Genomic DNA, 17,293 nt, shown 5'->3' on the forward strand with positions numbered 1-17,293 from the left:
CTATCGTGCGCTCATGGCGGAGACAGCAGCGCGGCGGCAGCCCAATCCGTACCGGCCCGGTTTCAACCAGGCACCCCTCGTGTTCGCAGGGCGCGAGGAGATCCTCGATGCCGCAGGTGAGGCCCTGGAGGTCGCCGCCTTCGACGGGAGGACCCCGCGTCCCCTCATCCTCGTGGGTCCGCGCGGGGTCGGCAAGACCGTGACTCTCGGGCAGATCGCGCAGATCGCCGCCGTGCAGCACGCCTGGCCCACCGTTCACGTCGAGGCCGCGGCCCACGGGATGACCGAGACGCTGAGCGCGCGCCTGCGCACCGCCCGCGGGCTCCTCGAGGGCTGGGACCCCGCGGACCGGCCGCGCCGCCGCACGAAGATCACCGGCGCCAAGGTGCAGGCGCAGGCCTTCGGGTTCGGCGGCGGCATCGAGGTGGAGCGCGATCCCACGGAGCCCGCCCGCGACCTCGGGACCGAGCTGCGGGAGACCATGACCACGGCGATGAAGCGCGGGGCCGGCCTCCTCCTCACCCTCGACGAGCTCCAGAACGCCGCCCCCGCCGAGCTGCACGCGCTGGGCGGCGTGCTGCAGGAGGGCGTGCCGGAGGGCTGGCCCCTCGTCACCGCGATCGCCGCCCTGCCCTCCCTGCGCGGCAAGCGGGGCGGACGGCTCCCCACGTACCTGGAGCGGGCCGAATGGCACACCCTCGACACCCTCCCGAGCTCCGATGCGCGCGCAGCCCTCAGCGGACCGGCGGAGCGCTCCCACCGGCCCATGAGCGCCGAGGCGGTCGAAGCCCTGCTCGCGCTCTCGGGCGGCTACCCGTATGCGATCCAGGTCGCCGGGCACTTCGCCTGGCGCGCCTCCCACGGCAGCGACGTCATCACGGTCGAGCACGCGCGGGCGGCCGAGCCCCGCATCGCCGCCGATCTCGACCAGCTGTTCCTCAGCCGCTGGGAGGACGCGAGCCCGCGTGAGCGCGAGTACCTCGCGGCGCTCGCCGCCGCCGAGCTCTCCCATCCCGCCCCCAACGGCGGGCACGTGGCGGCGGTGCTGGACGAGCGCGTCACCGCGGTCTCCTATCTGCGCGACCGGCTCATGAAGAAGGGGACGATCTACCGCGACGGCACCGGCGGGCTCCGCTTCATCACCCCGGGGATGGGCGAATGGGTCCGGCGCACGGCGGAGCAGCGCTGATCGCCCGCGTCCGGACCCGCGCCCGAGAGCGCTGTTTGCCCTCCTCCACGATGAGGCCGTGCAGCTCCGTGAGTTCCTCGACGCCGAAACCCGCGGCGGCGACAGCCGGGGCGAGCGCCCTCCGCGCCGCCTCGTAGCCGCGCGGCACAGCGAAGCCCGCCGCTTCGAGCAGCCGTCGCGCGTAGGCATCGGGGACGAACGCCGGCCGCGCATAGGCGTAGAGCCCGATCACGTCCGCCGTCTCCGGGCCGATCCCCCTGAGGGCGAGGAGCTCGGCCCGCAGCTGACCGTCGCTCAGGCGTGGGACCGCGGCCCCTCGCTCCTCCGCCCAGCGGGCGAGCGCCAGCAGCGCCGCGGCCTTGGCCCGCATGAATCCCGAGGAGCGGATGAGCTCGCGCAGCTTCTCCTCGGGCACCGTGAGCAGCCCTTCCGCGTGCAGCAGTCCCTGCGCACGCAGCCGTGCGATGCTCATCTCCACGTTCTGCCAGCGCGTGTTCTGGACGAGGACGGCGCCGGCCATCATCTCGAAGGGCGTCTGCGCCGGCCACCACCAGCCCTGGGGCCCATGCTCCGCGAGGAGGGAGCCGTACAGCTCGCGGAGGTCGATCTCCGCTGGACTCCTCTCCCCCATGCCCGGCACCCTAGCTCACACCACGACATCGGGCAGGGGCCGCTGCCGCGGGGGCACCCCACCCGAGCACGCCTCCTGCCAGGCCGCGGCGAGGGCGGGCATCGCGGCCTGCCACTCCTTGGGCCCCGCGGTCAGCGGCATCCGCACGAAGCGCTCGAACGCGGCGCCGTCGGGACCGAAGCGCGGACCCGCCGGCAGGAGCACGCCGCGGGCATGGGCGGCGAGCGCGAGCGAGGACGAGGCCGGGTGCGGCAGGCGCGCCCACACCGTGAGCCCGCCCCGGGCCTCGGGCACCTCCCAGTCCGGCAGGTGGCGGGCGCTCAGCCGAGCCAGCGCCCGCGCACCGGCGCTCAGCTGCCCCGCCCGCTCGGCGAGCACCTCGGGCAGCCTGCGGAGCAGCAGCGCGACCGCGAGCTGCTCCACCACGGGGGTGCCGAGGTCGAAGGAGGTCCGTGCGGCGACGAGGCGCTCGATCAGGCCGCGGTCGGCCCGGATCCACCCCACGCGCAGGCCTCCCCAGAAGAGCTTGCCCGCCGAGCCGATGTGCACGACCCCGCCAGCCCCTCGGGCCCGCCCCCCGCCGGACCCCGGCCCGTTTCCCTCTGCGCCGAGCGGCCGCGGAAGGGCGGCCTCCGCGGATGACTGCGCCTCCAGCCGCAGCAGCGCGGTCGTCTCGTCGGACAGCACTGCGGTGCCCGCCTCGGCCGCCGCCGCGACCAGCCTCTCCCGGTCTGCGGAAGGCATCGTCGCGCCTGTGGGGTTGTGGAGGTCCGGCATGAGGTAGGCGAGCGCCGGCCGCGCGCGGCGGAGCGTCCCGATGCCTGATTCGACGTCCCATCCGTCCGCGCTCGACGAGGCCTCCGGTCCGACTGCCACCGGCATCGTGAGCACGCGGGCGCGGGCGGCCCGGAGCGCATCGAGCGCATGGGGGTAGGTCGGCGCCTCGAGGAGCGCACGGTCGCCTGGTCGCACGAGCACCTGCGCGAGAAGGTGGATGGCGTGCTGCGCGCCGAGCGTCACGAGCACCTGCGCCGGGTCCGTGGGCAGCCCGCGCGCGGAGTAGTACCCGGCGATCTCCGCACGCAGGTGCGGCAGGCCGCGGCCGTCGTAGCCGGAGTCCGGGAGGTAGCGGGGCAGCTCCTCGGCGGCGGCGCGCACCGCCTCGGGAACGAGCGCAGCGGCCGGCAGCGAGGCTCTGCCCAGGTCGAGCATCCCCTCGGCCCCGGGGACAGCAGGTGCCGCGTGCACCGGGCCGGGAAGCGCGACCACGGTGCCCGAACCCCGGCGGCTGCGCGCGTACCCCGACTCCCGCAGCGCATCGTAGGCGGTGGCCACGGTCGTACGGCTCACCCCCAGCGCCTCCGACAGTGCGCGCTCGGAAGGCAGACGTGCGTCCAGGGGCAGGCGGCCGTCGAGGACGAGGAGCCGCAGACGCGAGGTGAGACAGCGGTGAAGCGGCCCGTCTCCGCCCCAGGCGCCCAGCGCGCGCACGAGCGAGACCGGGCTGATGCGCTGAGCGTTCATAGGGCCACTGTACGTGAAGTGGCCCTTGGATCAGAGTCCACTTCGGACCAGCATTGGGGGCATGACCAGGAAGCACCTCACCACCCGATCCGCAGCACAGTCCACCGCTCGCACCCCGACCCGGCTCACTGCCCGGCTCGCCGCTGTCCTCCTCGGCCTGTTCCTCTACGGCTTCGCCATCGCCCTCATGCTCCGCGCCGGGGTCGGGGTCTCCCCCTGGGACGTGCTCGCGCAGGGGATCGCCCTGCGCACGGGCCTGGCCTTCGGCCTCGTCACCAACCTCATCGGGCTCGCGGTTCTGCTGCTGTGGATCCCCCTGCGCCAGCGGCCGGGCATCGGCACCGTGCTCAATGTGCTCCTGGTCGGCACGAGCGCACAGCTCGGCCTGCTGCTCCTGCCCGAGGTCACGGCACTCTGGGTGCGGATGCCCCTCTTCGCCGCGGGCCTGCTCCTGCTGGCCGTCGCCTCGGGCCTCTACATCGCCCCGCAGCTGGGACCAGGGCCGCGCGACGGGCTCATGACCGGGCTCCACGAGCGCTTCGGCGCGCCGATCTGGCTCGCGCGCACGGGGATCGAGGTCACTGTCGTGCTCACCGGGTGGCTGCTGGGCGGGAACGTGGGCATCGGCACGCTGGTCTTCGCGCTCGCGATCGGTCCGCTGTGCCAGCGCACCCTGCCGTTCTTCGCCGCGCGCGTCCCAGGGCGGCAGGGGGCCTCAGCACGGTAGAGCGGGAGGACGGACGCGCTCAACGCCCGGGCCGGGGCGGTGATCGCCAGTGCCCCGCACTCGCGTCCCGTCAGCCCGTTCGTGCGCCTCGATCCATTCGCGGCCGAACGGCTCAGCGCTGTCAGCGCTCTGCCTGGACGCCCTTGAGGTGGCACTCGGATCGACTCCGGGGAAGTCACGTACGAAGTCCCGCTGCTTTCCTTCGAATGCCCGGTGCATGCGCCTGAGAATTCCTCCAGCTCGCCGCACCGCACGATCTCGCCGTGACCCAGCATGATGGAGATCGCGAGCCCCCGCTCCCCGATCACCGCACTCGCTCCCGATTCATGAGATAGGCACGCATCCGGCCCAGATCGTGGTCGAGAGGATCCACGGCCTCCACGACGGGGCGGTCTATGCCCAGCACCGTCAGCACCTACATGACGGCCGCGAACTGCGTGGTCCCCTTACCGGTCTCGATGTCACGCAGCGTGCTGCGCCCGATATCGGCCCGCGCGGCAAGTTCATCAGCCGTCAGGTTGTGCACCTTCCGCCAATTCCGCACGTGCGCCCCGAACTCTCGAAGATCGCGCTGCGCATATGGATTCAACGATTTCATGGCCCCTCCTTACAGCTGCCGCAGTCGCCGTTAAAGGGGTTAATGGCGACTAGAACAGCTGTAACAGGGGCGGCTTCGCCCGGCAGCTCAGCCGCGCAGCGCATGCCAGTCACGCCACATCCGCATGAGGTCGTGGACCTCCTCGGCCTCCAGCAGCATGCCCCCGTCATCGTTCTCCCGCAGGCGTCCCCGCAGCACCACCTTCGCGATTCCCGCGATCTGCGCCTGCACCGAGGCGTGGACGTCACCGCCCAGCACCGCCTCGGCGCGCCCCGTGCCGTCCTCGATCACCAGCTCGGCCGGCTCACCGGCGCCCCCGCCCGAGGCGACCCGCAGTCCCGCGAGCACCACCTCTGCACCCGGCCGCAGCGCAGACAGCTCGCCCGCCTCGGTCACCCCGAGCTCGTCGAGGAGTGGCCGGCACTGCTCGACGAGCTCGCCGCCCCGGAACCACTCGGGCTCCTCCGCCGGGGCGGCAGCCGACACCCGCTCCCCTCCCCCAGCCTCGGACTCAGGGGCCGGCCGCTCCGCCTCCGGCTGTCGCCGCTCTCCCTCCGATTCCACCGGCGCTGCCGCAGGCGACTCGGGTTCGGGCAGCACGAGCGCAGGCTCAGCCACGGCGAGCGCAGGCACTTCGGCATCGGCGAGCAGTCTCAGCTGCACCTGCTCCCCCGACGGCTCAGATGCCTCCGGCCTCTGAGCGGCGCGGCTCCTCGCCGTGATCTGCCGCGTGAGGGAGATCGCGTGCGCGCGCACATGCTCGGGCACGGGAGCCGCACGCATATGCGCCCCGGCGGCGCGGGCCCGCGCATCGACCCGGACAGCAGCACTCTGAAGCCCGGCATCCCGAAGCGCGGAGTCCGCCCCGGCGAAGCGGTCGAAGGCCCCCGACTGCGCGAGATCCGCCATGCTCCCGCGCCCCAGCCGGGCCCGCGCCCACACGTCCGCGATGGACGCATAGGGCCGGCCGTGTTCGATCCGCACCCAGTCCCGCTCCGAGAGCCCGCCTGCGGTCCGCAGCGGCAGCCGGATCGCCCTGGCACTTCCGCGCGGTCCCGCACTGCCGGACTCGCCCCCGAGCATCTGCACCCGGTGCACTCGACCGGAGACGTTGACGTCCGCCTGCAGCAGGGGCACGCGGGTCCTGTGCGCCTCGGCGACGGCGGCCTGCCTGCTCGCCGCGCTCGGAGCGCACTCCATGAGCGCAGCGAGGAACTCGACGGGGAAGCGCGACTTCAGCCACGCGCACCGATAGAGCAGCAGCTCCGCATCCTCCCTCCGCCGCCACTCCTCGGGGACGAGCCGGGGGAAGCGCGAGCTCTCCAGGACGTCGAGGGCGAGCGCATCGTCGCCGTCGACGAGCGTGAGATCGAGCGTCCCGTCGAGCCGCAGGCACGGAGCGTTCGCAGGCAGACCCGCGGCCTGTGCGAGCCTCCCGCCGTTGACCCGGCACACCTCGGCGAGGGCGAGGTCGAGCGCGGCCTGCGCAGCGTCACCGCTCCGCACCTCGGGCTCCGCACAGGGCTCCTCGCCCAGCAAGAGCATTCCGTTCCGCGCAGGTGCGCTGCCGCCGCCCATCGTCACCCCACTGCGCCCGGATCCGTCACCCCGGCACTTCGATTCGAACACGCATTCGATACCGAGTGTAGGCCGAACCGCTCCTCAGCGAAAGCGCACCGCGGTGGAGACGAGCACCCTACTGCCCTCCGCCTCGTGATCGGTCAGGCGCACCTCAGGGTGGCTGAGGCACGCCGGCTCATCCCAGGGCGGGGAGACGACGATCTCCTGCGGCGCGACGCCTCCCCGCGCGGTGTCCAGCCCCGTGTGCAGAGCCTTCATGACGGCCTCCTTGCGCACCCAGGTGCACAGCAGGCGGTCCAGCTGCAGCGGCGCCGCCGAGCCCGCCGCACCGGCCCGTGCAGACGCGCGGAACCAGCGCAGCTCCGCGGGGGCGAGCACGACCTCGGCGAAGTCCTCCGCACACGCGCCCGAGGCGAGGAACGGGGCGCGCTCCTCCGCATCGACGCCCACCGTCGCGGTCTCCGGCGCCCCCGGCCCCAGGCAGGCGCCGACGCCGAGGCCGTGCGAGGAGGACAGCGACACCGCCGCCCATCGGCCCTCCGCGTCCGGGGCGGCGCCTGCGCCGCCGGCTCCCACGCCCCCGCGCCCGATCCGCACCCACGGCACGCCCCCGCATCGCACAAGGGCGAGCTCCCCCGGTCCGACGCCCCAGACCTCGGCGACCAGCGCAGCCGCGAGCGCCTCCGGCTCGACACCTCGGCGACATGCCCAGTGCACCCGCAGTTCATCCGAGGTCACAGCCGCGCCACCTCCACGTCATAGGATTACCTCGTCCAAGTCTCGCACCGCACCCCCTTCCCGCTCACCGCGGCTCCGATCCCTGCCCCCACTGCAGGCCCACTCTCCGGAACGGCGGTCCGATCCCCGCAGAGGGCACGTGAAAACCCACCTCCCCCAGTTCCCCGGCTCGCACCGGGCCCCCGCTCCGCGCACGCTCATCGATCTGCTGCTCGAGGTCGCGGCCGCCCATCCGCAGGCGCCGGCGCTCGACGACGGCACGCGGAGCCTCACCTACGCCCAGCTCCTCGCCCGGATGCGCGAAGGTGCGCTGCGCCTGGCGGAGGCCGGTGTGGGTCCCGGCGACCGGGTGGGCGTGCGGGTCGCGAGCGGCTCGGTCGACCTCTACGTCTCGATCCTGTCCGTGCTCATGGCCGGTGCCGCCTATGTGCCGGTCGACGTCGACGATCCCGATGAGCGCGCGGCCACGGTGTTCTCCGAGGCGGCCGTGACCGCTGTGATCAACGATGGCCCCACGCTCACCCGCACGAGTGAGCGGCCCCTGTCCGCGACGCCGCCCCTGCGCGCTCCCGAGACCACGGACGACTGCTGGGTGATCTTCACCTCCGGCTCCACGGGCAAGCCCAAGGGCGTGGCGGTGAGCCACCGCTCGGCGGCGGCGTTCGTGGAGGCCGAGGGGCGCATCTTCTGCCGGGAGGAGCCGCTGGGCCCCGGGGACCGGGTGCTCGCCGGGCTCTCGGTCGCCTTCGACGCCAGCTGCGAGGAGATGTGGCTGGCCTGGGGCCACGGCGCCTGCCTCGTCCCGGCGCCCAGGGCGCTCGTGAAGTCCGGGATGGACCTGGGCCCCTGGCTCTCCAGCCGCGGCATCACCGTCGTCTCCACGGTCCCCACGCTGGCGGCGCTGTGGCCGGCGGAGACGCTGGAGAACGTGCGGCTGCTCATCTTCGGCGGCGAGGCCTGCCCGCCCGAACTCGCGCACCGCCTCTCCGACGGGACCCGCGAGGTCTGGAACACCTACGGCCCCACCGAGGCGACCGTCGTCGCGTGCGCCGCTCCCCTCGGCGACGGCGAGGTGCGGATCGGCCTGCCGCTGGACGGCTGGGACCTCGCCGTCGTCGATGCCGCGGGCGTGCCCGTGGCCGACGGCGAGACCGGGGAGCTCATCATCGGCGGAGTGGGCCTGGCGCGCTACCTCGATCCCGCCAAGGACGCGGAGAAGTACGCCCCGATGCCCACGCTCGGCTGGGAGCGCGCCTATCGCTCCGGCGACCTCGTCGTCAGCGATCCCGCCGGGCTGCTCTTCGTGGGCCGCGCCGACGAGCAGGTCAAGCTCGGCGGGCGGCGGATCGAGCTCGGGGAGGTCGATGCCGCGCTCCAGGCCCTGCCCGGGGTCCGAGGCGGTGCCGCCGCGGTGAAGACCACGCCCGGCGGCACGCAGCTGCTCATCGGCTACCTCGCCCCGGCCGAGGAGACCGGGGACCAGGCGGGCGGGGACGCCGCGGACCCGGAGGCGCTCACGGCGCAGTGGACGGAACGGCTGCGCGCGGTGCTGCCCCCTGCCCTCGTGCCCCGTCTGGCGCTCGTCGACGAGCTGCCCACCAAGACCTCGGGCAAGGTGGACCGCAGTGCCCTGCCCTGGCCCCTCGCCTCGGCGGGCGGGGCCGACGGGGACGAGACCGGGGAGGGCCTGCCGGAGCACGCCGTGTGGATCGGCGAGCAGTGGGCGGCGGTCCTGGGCGCGCAGCCGGGGATGCGGACGGACTTCTTCGAGGCCGGCGGCGGCTCGCTGGCCGCAGCACAGCTGGTCTCCCGTCTGCGCTCGCGGCATCCGGGAGTGACGGTGGGCGATGTCTACGCGCGTCCGCGCTTCGGCGCGCTCGTCGAGCTGTGCGACAGCGACGCCGAGGCGACGGGCAGCCCCCGGCCCCGGCGCACCGTCACCCGCACCGCGTACTCGATGCAGGCGGTCCAGACCCTCCTCGGCGCACCCGTGCACATCCTCGCCGCGATGCGCTGGGTGGTGCTCGCCCTCGCGCTCAGCAATGCCGCGGCACTCGCGGGGGCGCCCGCCGTCGTCACCCCGTGGTGGCTCATCGCGGTCCTGTACCTCGTGTTCGTCACCTCCTGGGGACGGATGGCGATCTCCGCGGGCGCGGCCCGGCTCCTCCTGGCCGGCGTGCGGCCGGGGGTCTACCCGCGCTCGGGCGGCGTGCACGTGCGGCTGTGGCTGGCCGAGCACATCGCCGACCTCGCCGCCGCCGTCTCGGTGGCCTCGGCCCCGTGGGTCACGACCTACGCGCGCATGCTCGGCAACCGGATCGGGCCGGACGTCGACCTCCACACCGTCCCCCCGGTGACGGGCATGCTCACGGTCGAGGAGGGTGCCGCGATCGAACCCGAGGTCGATCTCAGGGGCTGGTGGGTCGACGGCGATCTGCTCCGCGTGGGCGAGATCCGGATCGGCGCCGGGGCCACCGTCGGCGCCCGCTCCACCCTCATGCCGGGCTCGCGGGTGGGCGCCGGCGCGCATATCGAGGCCGGTTCCGCCGTGACCGGACGGGTGCGGAAGAACCAGACGTATGCGGGTTCGCCCGCCGTCCGGGTCGGCCGGAAGCGGGCTCCCGACTGGCCGGCTCCCCCGCAGCGCAGACGGCGGGCGCCGTTCCTCCTCTATGCCGTGGGCTCGGTCCTGCACGCGGCCGTGCCCTATCTCGCCGCGGTGCCCCCGCTGCTGCTCATGGTGGGCGTCTCCGGGCCCGAGGTGCTCTCCCGCCCCGCGCTCCTGCTCGCCTGGGCCCCGGTCCTGGCCGCTCTCTGGTTCCTCGTGACCGCGGTGCTCATCGTCCTCGCGGTGCGCACCCTCGCACTCGGGATCCGGGAAGGCCTGCACCCCGTGCGCTCGTGGACCGGATTCCGCGTCTGGGCGACCGAGCGCATCATGGACATGGCCCGCGAGCTGCTGTTCCCGCTCTACGCGGGGATGCTCACGCCCGTGTGGCTGCGGATCCTCGGTGCGAAGGTGGGCCGCGACGTCGAGGCCTCGACCGTGCTCCTCGTGCCGTGCATGACGGAGATCGCCGATGGCGCCTTCCTCGCCGATGACACGATGGTCGCCTCCTACGAGCTGGGCCGCGGCTGGATGCGCGTGGGCCGGGCGAAGGTGGGCAAGCGGGCGTTCCTCGGCAACTCCGGCATGGCCGCCGCCGGGCGCCGGGTGCGCAAGAACTCGCTCGTCGCGGTGCTGTCCGCGGCACCGGCGAAGGCGAAGAAGGGCAGTTCGTGGATCGGCTCGCCGCCGGTCCAGCTGCGCCGGTCCGAGGTCGCCGCCGATGAGTCGCTCACCTACCGGCCGCCGCCGCGGCTGCGTGCGCTGCGCGGCATGTGGGAGACGCTGCGGATCTCCGCGGTGCTCGTCGCCGGGCTCGTCGTCATGGGCGTGCTCGCCTGCCTCCTGCTGCTTCTGGATGCCGGGGCGGTGCTGTTCGCCGAGGCCGGTGCCGGGAGCGCCGGAACGGCCTCGGCGGTTTCTCCCGCCCCCGCCCTGTTCATGGCCGCGCTCTCCGGCCTCGTGATGATGCTCGCCGGCGCCGTGGCCGCGGGCACCGCGGTCATCGCGAAATGGCTGCTCATCGGTCGCATCCGCACCGGCGAGCACCCGCTGTGGTCCTCGTTCATCTGGCGGACGGAGGTCGCGGACTGCTTCGTCGAGCTCGTCGCCGCGCCCTGGTTCGCCCGGACCGCGGTCGGCACCCCGGCGCTCGTCTGGTACCTGCGGGCGCTGGGCGCGCGGATCGGCCACGGCGTGTGGTGCGAGACGTACTGGCTGCCGGAGGCCGACCTCGTGCGCCTCGGGGACAATGCGACGGTCAACCGCGGCTGCGTCGTCCAGACCCACCTCTTCCACGACCGCGTCATGTCGCTCGACGCGGTGGAGCTCGGCGAGGGTGCGACGCTGGGACCGGGCAGCGTGATCCTGCCCGCCGCCTCCCTCGGCAGGGCTGCGACCGTGGGACCGTCCTCGCTGGTGATGCGCGGTGAGCTCGTCCCCGCGGACGCCTATTTCACCGGGAACCCGGTGGTACCGTGGGTCGACGCTCCGGCCCTGCCGGCCCATTCCCAGGAGAGCCCGTGACCCCTCTGCGCCCCCTCGATCCGTACACGCCCGGCTCCGGCAGCGGGGATCTGCGAGTCGAGCACTACGATCTGCGGCTGGACTACCGCATCCTCCCCAACCGGCTCGCGGGCAGGGCGCGCCTCACCGCCGTGGTGCTCGCAGACGTGCCAGCGCTGCGGCTGGACCTCGCAGGCCTCACCGCCTCGAAGGTGAGCGTGGACGGGCGGAAGCACCGCTTCCGGCAGCAGCGCTCGGATCTGGTGCTGCGCGACCGCGAACGGCCGTTCCGCGCCGGCGAGCGCATCACCGTCGAGGTCCAGTACGCCGGGAACCCCGCGCCCGCGATGGGCGCGTGGGGGGACGTGGGCTGGGAGGAGCTCGAGGACGGCGTGCTGGTGGCCGGCCAGCCCACGGGTGCGGCCACGTGGTTCCCCTGCTGCGACCATCCGAGCGCGAAGGCGACGTTCCGCTGCGAGATCCTCGTCGAGTCCGACTACACGGCGATCTCGAACGGACGCCTCGTGTCCACCGCGCGGAAGGCCGGGCGCACGCAGTGGGTGTGGGAATCGGAGGAACCGCTCGCGACCTACCTCGCGACGATGCAGATCGGCCAGTACCGGCGGGGGCCTCTGGAGCCGGGCGCGCATGCGCCCGCGCAGGTTCCCCTCGAGCTGGCATGCGGGCCGCGGACCTGGGAGCGCGCGCAGACCGCGCTCTCCTGCCAGCACGCGATGATGACGGCGTTCGAGGAGCTGTTCGGCCCCTATCCCTTCGCCGCCTACACCGTCGTGGTCACGGACGAGCCGCTGGACATCCCGCTCGAGTCCCAGCCGCTGTCCGTGCTGGGCCCCAACCACCTCGCAGGCGACTGGGAGGCCGAGCGCCTCATCGCCCATGAGCTCTCCCACCAGTGGTTCGGCAATTCCGTGACGCTGTCCGCTTGGTCGGACATCTGGCTGCACGAGGGCTTCGCCTGCTATGCCGAATGGCTCTGGTCGGAGGTCTCCGGCAGAGATGACGCCGAGGCGTGGGCCCGGCGGCACCATGCGAGGCTCAGCGCACTGCCCCAGGACCTCGTGCTCACCGATCCCGGCCCCGCGGACATGTTCGACGACCGCGTCTACAAGCGCGGGGCGCTCGCACTGCACGCGCTCCGGCGCGCTGCCGGCGATGAGGCGTTCTTCTGCCTCCTGCGCGCGTGGACGGCCGAGCACCGGCACGGCAATGCGACGACGGAGGACTTCCTCGCGCTGGCGGAGCGGATGTGCGGCGATGGAGAGGGGACAGCAGGTGCGGGCGTGCAGCCTTCCCGCGCCGCGGGCGTCCGCGCGCTCCTGCGCGACTGGCTCTTCGCTCGGGAGCTGCCGGAGCTGTCCCGGTGAATGCGAAAGGGGCCTCATGCGAGGCCCCTTCAGACTGAGCGGATGACGAGATTCGAACTCGCGACCCTCACCTTGGCAAGGTGATGCGCTACCAGCTGCGCCACATCCGCACCCTCGGGGTCAGCCCCGAAGACTCGCACAACTCTAGCGGATCGCCGCGTGCGACGCAAAACCGAAACCGCAGGCCAGGACGTGTGCGTCCGCTCCTGCTCGGGACGGTCGCAGGCCAGGCGGTGTGCGCGGGGCCTCCCGGGTCAGTCGCGAGAGGCGCGCACGGGTGCATCGCGCCTCGGCCTCCGCTGTTCGGCGCTCCTCGCCGCAGCCTGTCCGAGCACGGCGGTGAATCGCTTGGGCCGGGAGAGGTTCGCGATGTGCCCTGCGTCCCCGAGGACCACGAGGCGGCTCCGCGGAGCGGCGGCGATGAACCGCGCCTCGTCGCGCCGGAAGGGGTCGTGCTCGCCGTTGACGAAGGTGAGGGGCACCTGGATGGCGGCGACGTCCTCCAGCGGGTCCAGACCTCCCACGGTGCGGACGACGGACCGGAGGATGACGCCGTCGGCGCGGCCTCCGCCGTAGTAGCGCTTCGCGGCCTTCCGGGTGTGCGCGCGGGCGAACGAGCGGGCCACCCGGGCGTCCGCATCGCCGGGCAGACGATCCTTGAGGACCATCCACATGCCGTATGCGCGGGCGAGCGCGGGCCCGGGGACGATCGTGCAGTCGGCGGCGACGACGCCGGCCAGCGAGCGGGGATGGCGGGCGGCCCAGTTGAGCACGAGGAAGCCGCCCAGGGAGAGGCCCACGAGGAGCGGGGGCTCCGTGCAGGCTGCGACGGCGCGGTCGATCGTCGCGTGGGCGGCCTCGAGGGTGAAGGGCTCACCGCGGCGTCTGCCGTGCCCGGGGAGATCCGGGGTGAGCACCTGGTGGCCGGATTCGCGCAGGCGGCGCTTCTGGCCCTTCCACATGGTCCGGGAGGACCGGATGGCGTGGATGAGGACGATGCTCCGCGTCACGGCTCCGCCCGCTTCACCGCGGCCCCGCCCGCGTCCCGCCGTCCGGCCCCATGTCCGCACCTCCTGCTCCGCGAACGGTACGCCGCACGGTTGTCGTGCGGGTGACGCGACGGAGAGCAGTCCGTGAACGGGGCGGCTTCAGCTCAGGGTGCGCGCCGGCTCAGCGTGCGCGCCGGTAGTGCGCCGCGATCACACCATTGCCCAGCGGTTCCGCCGAGATCAGCTCGAGCCGCCGCGCCTCGGCCAGCCCGCCCTGGTACAGGGTCGGGCCGCGGCCTGCGATCCTGGGATGTACGAGGAACCTGTACTCGTCGATCAGACCCAGCCGGTCCAGCTCGGTCGCGAGCCTGCCGCTGCCGAGGAGCACGCCGGCGGGGGTCGCGTCCTTGAGCTCCTGCACCGCCGCGCGCAGATCGCCGGAGAGGTGATGGCTGCCGCTCCAGGGGAAGTCCGTGCGTGTGGAGGACACCACGTACTTCGGCTTGGCCTCCAGTGCGACCGCCCATGCGCGCTCTGACGGAGACACATCGATCTCGCCGCGGGCGACCGCAGGCCAGTGCCCTTCCATCATCTCGTAGGTGGTCCGCCCCCACAGCATCGCCCCGGCCTCGTCCATGAGGCGGGTGAAGAAGGCGTGCGTCTCCTCGTCGGCGATTCCCGCCTCGTGGTCCGCACAGCCGTCCAGGGTGACGTTGATGCTGAAGGTGAGGAGTCCCATGAGGTGAGTCTAGGCCTGGGAGACGGCGCGCACCACGGATGCGCGGGGCGGGAGCGGACCCTGTCGCCAGGCGACTCCGGCCCGGTGGACGCCGCCCTGCCCCACCGGTGGAGAAGACGGTGGAAGAACGACGGATTCGACGGCACCGTGCCGGAACGCGGTCAAGACTGATCGGGCCGCCGCGCTGTCGCACGGCGGTTCGTCAGTCACCACCGGGAGGAAGAACCATGCGACGCATGAGACCAGCGACGCCCACGGAAGCGACGCCCACGGAGCCGGGCTCGGAGGAGCGGCCTCACAACGGGGGATGGCGACGAAGAGCGGTCATCCGCGGAGCGGCCTGGTCGCTGCCGGTGATCGCCGTCGCCGTCGAGGCCCCCTACGCGACCGCGAGCACGGCGGCGGCCTCCGTCCGCATCGACGGCCTGCCGCGGACCGCGGTCACGAATGCTGAGATCACGGATGCGGTCGTCACGACCGATGCGTCCGGGGCGATCGCGGTCACGCTTCCCAGCTCCTTCGAATGGGCGGACGGCAGTGGAGCGGCGGACGTGCCGCGCACCATCGGCACCGGCCCGGGTACTGCCGCGGTGCCGCCGTTCCGCGCGGTCGCAGCCGTCGAGCAGGCGACCATCCTCGCAGAAGCCGGGGGCACAGCCGCTGCGGCCACGATCCGGGTGGAGACCGCCTATGAGCTGTCCCTCCTCGGCGGCATCACCGCCATCGGCGACGGACCGGACGAATTCCGCGCCGACTTCACGGTGATCGTGCCCGCCGGCGTCCGGCCCCGTCGACTCGAGTACGCGTTCCTTCCGCTCACCGCCGGGGCCTGGACGGCTCTCATCCCTGTTCGCGATGTGCAGTCCTCGATCGATCAGGCCTACGGTGTCGTCCACGTCCAGGACATCGGCAGCGGCTTCGAACGCCTCTTCATCTCCGCACGAGGGGACGCCGATGTGCCCAATGCCCCGCACGGCTCACATGTCTGGCCCGTCCGCGCCGTCTGGCCGGACGGGAGCCGCACCCGGCTGGACATGCCGTTCACGCAGGTGCACTTCGGCGAGGACGGCCGACCGCTGGCGATCAATGCGTGGGACCGCATCACCGCAGGAGTGCCCGGCTATCCCGGACCCAACTCCCAGACCGGATGGGGCAATGTGGTCCCCGCCGACGGCGCTTCGATCAGCGGCAACCGCTTCTTCGTGGGGGCGAAGAACTCCGGGCGCCCGTCCGCCATCGGCAACGACCTCACGACCGAGGTGCGCTTCCAGTTCGTCGACGAGACGGGCCGGCCGGCGTCGGTCACACCCGCCCCGAGGTCTCTCACGGTGCCGAACTACAGAAGCGACGCATCGGGGGTCTACCTCGGTGCCGTCCTCGGCGACTTCACCCTCGACCGCCCCGGCTACTGGCGCCTGCTCGTGTGGCCGCAGACGAGCAGCTCGGAGCCCGGCAGCTCTGCGGTTCCCGAGGGCGTAGCCTGGGATCCGGCGCGTGATCCCGGCCACCAGGTCGGTTCCGTGTTCTACCGGCTGCCGGCTTCCGACTGAGCGGATGATCCGCGCCGGCCGCGGGGCCTGCCTGAGTACAATTCTGATCCTGGAAATCGGGTCGGGAGGTGGAGCAGATGATCCTCAGGGCCGCCAGCGCCCTCGTGAGCTCCTCCCTGCATGACGGCCGACCGCCGACCCAGCGCGAGCTCGATGCGCTGCGCACCGCTTCAGTGACTTACGTCCGGCAGCTCCCGCGCGCGCAGGCGGGCCTCATCGGCGCGGCGATGATCATGGCGCTCATGAGGACCGACCAGCTCGACGAGGCGAAGCAGCTCGCTGAGGTCCTCGTCACCGGTGAGCCCTTCCCCGGCGATCGGGATCTCCCCCTCACAGTGCTGCTCGCAGCCGGTGCCGCACTGGCTGAGCTGAACATCGGCCTCGCCGACGGAGTGACGGCTCTGCGGTACGCGTTGCGGATCGAGGCCCGCGCCCGAGAGTCCGGGGATCCGCGCTGGTGGCACCGGGCGCTGGGCCTCCTCGCGGCGGCACACGCCGTGAACGGCGAATTCGCCGACTCCGCCGCCGCGCGTGCGGCCATGGACGAGATCGTCCGGGCCGAAGGCTGGGAGACGGATCGCGCCGAGTACATGGCCGCAGTCGCCGAGGGGATCGAGGCATTCTCCCGGATGGACGAGCAGCGTGCCGCAGCTCTCGTCCCGCGGATGCGGCGGCTCGTCGAGACCGATCCCAGCGCCCGGTCGCTGGCCGACCTGCTCGAGGCCGTCGCCCTGGCGCTCGCCGGCGAGTCGGCGAAGTCCTCGGCGCTGGCGACCAAGGTGGTCCAGGGCGTCACGCAGCCGGACGGTCCGGGCCTCGTACGGGGGCAGGCGCTCGCACTGCAGGCGTTCCTGCTCCTCACGGGCGGCGAACCGCTGCGCGCGCTCACCCTGCTCCAGAGAGCCCAGCCCTCTCCCTCGCACTTCATCTGCCCGGCGGGGCTCCGGGCAGTCGCCTTCCTGCAGCTGCGCGAGGACCGACAGGCGCTGGAGGCGACGAGCGCCTGCAAACGCCGCAAGGTCGACCACAATCTCTGGAGCCTGCCCCTTGTGCTGCTCACGCGCGCCCTGGCGCACATGCGCCTCGGGAACACCTCCGCGGCTCTCCGCAATGCGGGTGAGGCGCTGGCGCACGCCGAGGGCAGCCGACTCCGCTCGATCCTCAGGCTGTTCCCCGGAGGGGAGCTGCATGAGCTGAGGGCCTTCGCGCAGAAGCATTCGCCCCAGCTCGCCTCCGCCATGCAGGCCTCGCGGGAGGGCGGTGAACCGGTCACGGCCGATGCACGGCAGCTGGTCGCCCTGCCCTCGCTGACGAAGCGCGAGCGCATCGTCGCGATGCAGCTGCGGGCGGGTCTTTCGCTCCCCCGCATCGCGGAGCTCCTCTTCGTCGCCCCGAGCACGGTGAAATCGCACACGCTGGCGATCTACCGCAAGCTCGGGGTGCACTCCCGCGCGGAGGCGGTCCAGGTGCTGGAACGAGCGGGCTTCTACGAGCTCTGAGCGCATCGCCGTGCGATGCCTGCTGCGGCTCG

13 protein-coding genes and 1 tRNA gene are annotated in these 17,293 nt (G+C 73.0%); 6 read left to right on the forward strand and 8 right to left on the reverse strand.

The window, feature by feature from the left end; translation table 11 throughout:
- Positions 1-13 precede the first annotated feature (13 nt).
- Complete coding sequence (locus K318_RS0104415; RefSeq protein ID WP_029088592.1) at positions 14-1,189, forward strand: ATP-binding protein; 1,176 nt, start codon at positions 14-16, stop codon at positions 1,187-1,189.
- On the opposite strand, the gene K318_RS19360 is transcribed toward K318_RS0104415, so the two are convergent.
- Both K318_RS19360 and yczR read right to left on the reverse strand, forming a co-directional pair.
- The gene (locus K318_RS19360; RefSeq protein ID WP_084499698.1) at positions 1,140-1,820 is read right to left on the reverse strand and encodes an endonuclease III domain-containing protein; all 681 of its coding nucleotides are present in this window, start codon (positions 1,818-1,820) and stop codon (positions 1,140-1,142) included. The two genes, K318_RS0104415 and K318_RS19360, sit on opposite strands and share 50 nt — an antisense overlap.
- A gap of 15 nt (positions 1,821-1,835) precedes the next feature.
- On the reverse strand, positions 1,836-3,344 hold the full coding sequence (gene yczR / locus K318_RS0104425) for a MocR-like transcription factor YczR (protein ID WP_029088593.1): 1,509 nt from the start codon (positions 3,342-3,344) through the stop codon (positions 1,836-1,838).
- A 61-nt stretch (positions 3,345-3,405) separates the two neighbouring features.
- On the opposite strand from yczR, the gene yczE reads away from it, so the two are divergent.
- Positions 3,406-4,071, forward strand: coding sequence for a membrane protein YczE (gene yczE / locus K318_RS19365; protein WP_245579762.1), 666 nt, complete (start codon positions 3,406-3,408; stop codon positions 4,069-4,071).
- A 415-nt stretch (positions 4,072-4,486) separates the two neighbouring features.
- Here yczE and K318_RS25450 read toward each other — a convergent pair whose 3' ends face one another.
- The 3 genes from K318_RS25450 to K318_RS19375 all read right to left on the reverse strand — a co-directional run bounded on the left by K318_RS25450 (position 4,487) and on the right by K318_RS19375 (position 6,988).
- Entirely contained in the window at positions 4,487-4,669 is a 183-nt protein-coding gene (locus K318_RS25450; RefSeq protein WP_245579763.1) for a helix-turn-helix domain-containing protein, read from the reverse strand.
- A gap of 87 nt (positions 4,670-4,756) precedes the next feature.
- On the reverse strand, positions 4,757-6,298 hold the full coding sequence (locus K318_RS0104440) for a helix-hairpin-helix domain-containing protein (RefSeq protein ID WP_156913791.1): 1,542 nt from the start codon (positions 6,296-6,298) through the stop codon (positions 4,757-4,759).
- A 33-nt stretch (positions 6,299-6,331) separates the two neighbouring features.
- Entirely contained in the window at positions 6,332-6,988 is a 657-nt protein-coding gene (locus K318_RS19375) for a 4'-phosphopantetheinyl transferase superfamily protein (protein WP_035280658.1), read from the reverse strand.
- Between the two features lie 139 nt (positions 6,989-7,127).
- On the opposite strand from K318_RS19375, the gene K318_RS0104450 reads away from it, so the two are divergent.
- Positions 7,128-11,120 carry a Pls/PosA family non-ribosomal peptide synthetase gene (locus tag K318_RS0104450; protein WP_035280660.1) on the forward strand — a complete coding sequence of 1,331 codons (3,993 nt, stop codon included), beginning with the start codon at positions 7,128-7,130 and terminating at the stop codon, positions 11,118-11,120.
- The gene (locus K318_RS19380) at positions 11,117-12,484 is read left to right on the forward strand and encodes a M1 family metallopeptidase (RefSeq protein WP_035280662.1); all 1,368 of its coding nucleotides are present in this window, start codon (positions 11,117-11,119) and stop codon (positions 12,482-12,484) included. The genes K318_RS0104450 and K318_RS19380 overlap by 4 nt, the downstream gene beginning before the upstream one ends.
- A gap of 37 nt (positions 12,485-12,521) precedes the next feature.
- Here K318_RS19380 and K318_RS0104460 read toward each other — a convergent pair.
- The 3 genes from K318_RS0104460 to K318_RS0104470 form a co-directional block, all read right to left on the reverse strand.
- Positions 12,522-12,594 (reverse strand) — tRNA-Gly (locus K318_RS0104460).
- Positions 12,595-12,738: 144 nt separating this feature from the next.
- Positions 12,739-13,494: an alpha/beta fold hydrolase gene (locus K318_RS0104465; RefSeq protein WP_029088597.1), complete on the reverse strand. Its 756-nt coding sequence runs from the start codon at positions 13,492-13,494 to the stop codon at positions 12,739-12,741.
- Positions 13,495-13,654: 160 nt separating this feature from the next.
- Positions 13,655-14,212 (reverse strand): dihydrofolate reductase family protein, encoded by a 558-nt coding sequence (locus K318_RS0104470; RefSeq protein ID WP_029088598.1) that lies wholly within the window; start codon positions 14,210-14,212, stop codon positions 13,655-13,657.
- A 236-nt stretch (positions 14,213-14,448) separates the two neighbouring features.
- Between K318_RS0104470 and K318_RS0104475 the strand changes: the two genes are divergently transcribed.
- Together K318_RS0104475 and K318_RS25455 are read left to right on the forward strand one after the other, a co-directional pair.
- Positions 14,449-15,762, forward strand: a complete 1,314-nt coding sequence (locus K318_RS0104475; RefSeq protein WP_156913792.1) for a hypothetical protein — start codon at positions 14,449-14,451, stop codon at positions 15,760-15,762.
- A gap of 77 nt (positions 15,763-15,839) precedes the next feature.
- Positions 15,840-17,261, forward strand: coding sequence for a response regulator transcription factor (locus K318_RS25455; RefSeq protein WP_029088600.1), 1,422 nt, complete (start codon positions 15,840-15,842; stop codon positions 17,259-17,261).
- The last annotated feature ends 32 nt before the right edge of the window (positions 17,262-17,293 follow it).

It is taken from the genome of Brevibacterium album DSM 18261 (assembly GCF_000426445.1).
GTDB lineage: Bacteria > Actinomycetota > Actinomycetes > Actinomycetales > Brevibacteriaceae > Brevibacterium > Brevibacterium album.

Excerpts from the sequence above, each read along its gene's own strand:
- K318_RS0104415 (WP_029088592.1), top strand. The coding sequence starts at position 14 with ATGGCGGAGACAGCAGCGCGGCGGCAGCCCAATCCGTACCGGCCCGGT.
- K318_RS19360 (WP_084499698.1), bottom strand. The coding sequence starts at position 1,820 with ATGGGGGAGAGGAGTCCAGCGGAGATCGACCTCCGCGAGCTGTACGGC.
- yczR (WP_029088593.1), bottom strand. The coding sequence starts at position 3,344 with ATGAACGCTCAGCGCATCAGCCCGGTCTCGCTCGTGCGCGCGCTGGGC.
- yczE (WP_245579762.1), top strand. The coding sequence starts at position 3,406 with ATGACCAGGAAGCACCTCACCACCCGATCCGCAGCACAGTCCACCGCT.
- K318_RS25450 (WP_245579763.1), bottom strand. The coding sequence starts at position 4,669 with ATGAAATCGTTGAATCCATATGCGCAGCGCGATCTTCGAGAGTTCGGG.
- K318_RS0104470 (WP_029088598.1), bottom strand. The coding sequence starts at position 14,212 with ATGGGACTCCTCACCTTCAGCATCAACGTCACCCTGGACGGCTGTGCG.
- K318_RS0104475 (WP_156913792.1), top strand. The coding sequence starts at position 14,449 with ATGAGACCAGCGACGCCCACGGAAGCGACGCCCACGGAGCCGGGCTCG.
- K318_RS25455 (WP_029088600.1), top strand. The coding sequence starts at position 15,840 with ATGATCCTCAGGGCCGCCAGCGCCCTCGTGAGCTCCTCCCTGCATGAC.